The sequence below is a fragment of the Photobacterium sanguinicancri genome, from assembly GCF_002265265.1.
GTDB classification, from domain to species: Bacteria; Pseudomonadota; Gammaproteobacteria; order Enterobacterales; family Vibrionaceae; genus Photobacterium; species Photobacterium sanguinicancri.
This window is the reverse complement of sequence record NZ_NOIF01000524.1, coordinates 1-370: the sequence shown is the minus strand read 5'-3', so window position 1 is coordinate 370 and position 370 is coordinate 1. Positions and strand designations below refer to the sequence as shown.

Genomic DNA, 370 nt, shown 5'->3' with positions numbered 1-370 from the left:
GGCCGGCCTGCTGGACACGCTGTTCGGCTGGAGCTGACAACCCCCACAGCCTCACCAGGCAACCACACGCCCCGGCTTTTTGTCGGGGCGTTTTTGATGGCGCGCACGGCACGGCGAATTGCGGTTAAATTCGGGCGGTATTACCGCTTATACTCTGCCGAGTGGTTTCGGGGTGAGCACATCAAGGCCCGGAACGTATTGCAGCGCCGTTGGGCGAATTGATCGGGAGGTTGAACATCGTGGCCTACGCCTGGAACATCGTGGCCGCCATTGTCATTCTGCTGGTGGGCCTGTGGCTGGTGTCGCGCATCACGCGCGGCCTCAATGCGTTGCTGGCCAAGCGCATGGAGCCGATGCTGGCGCGCTTCCT

At 62.4% G+C, this 370-nt stretch carries 1 protein-coding gene; it reads left to right on the top strand.

What is annotated here, in order from left to right; translation table 11 throughout:
* Positions 1 to 239: 239 nt before the first annotated feature.
* On the top strand, positions 240 to 370 hold a 131-nt coding region (locus ASV53_RS26415; RefSeq protein ID WP_369126373.1), incomplete at its 3' end, for a mechanosensitive ion channel family protein.